Source organism: Burkholderia sp. SIMBA_051 (assembly GCF_046534915.1).
Classification (GTDB): domain Bacteria; phylum Pseudomonadota; class Gammaproteobacteria; order Burkholderiales; family Burkholderiaceae; genus Burkholderia; species Burkholderia ambifaria.
On the sequence record NZ_JAWRXS010000698.1, the window covers coordinates 1 to 247 of the forward strand.

Here is a 247-nt window from a genome sequence, read left to right on the forward strand (position 1 = left end):
GTGATGGCGCAAAGCGACGCCACCGGCTGGGACCAGTTCGTCGATTCGGGCAAGATGCGGCTGCTGGTGACGTTCGGCGAAAAGCGCACCACGCGCTGGCCCGACGTGCCGACCGCGCAGGAGCTGGGCTACAAGGTCGTATCGACCTCGCCCTACGGCCTGGCCGGTCCCAAGGGTATGGGCCCGGCGGTGGTCAAGACGCTGCATGACGCCTTCAAGAAGGCGCTGTTCGGCCCGGCCAGCATCG

General features: G+C 67.6%; 1 protein-coding gene. It reads left to right on the forward strand.

The annotated features are described in order from the left end of the window. The coding region (locus SB771_RS36275; protein ID WP_410722194.1) for a tripartite tricarboxylate transporter substrate-binding protein at positions 1 to 247 on the forward strand (247 nt) is incomplete at both ends.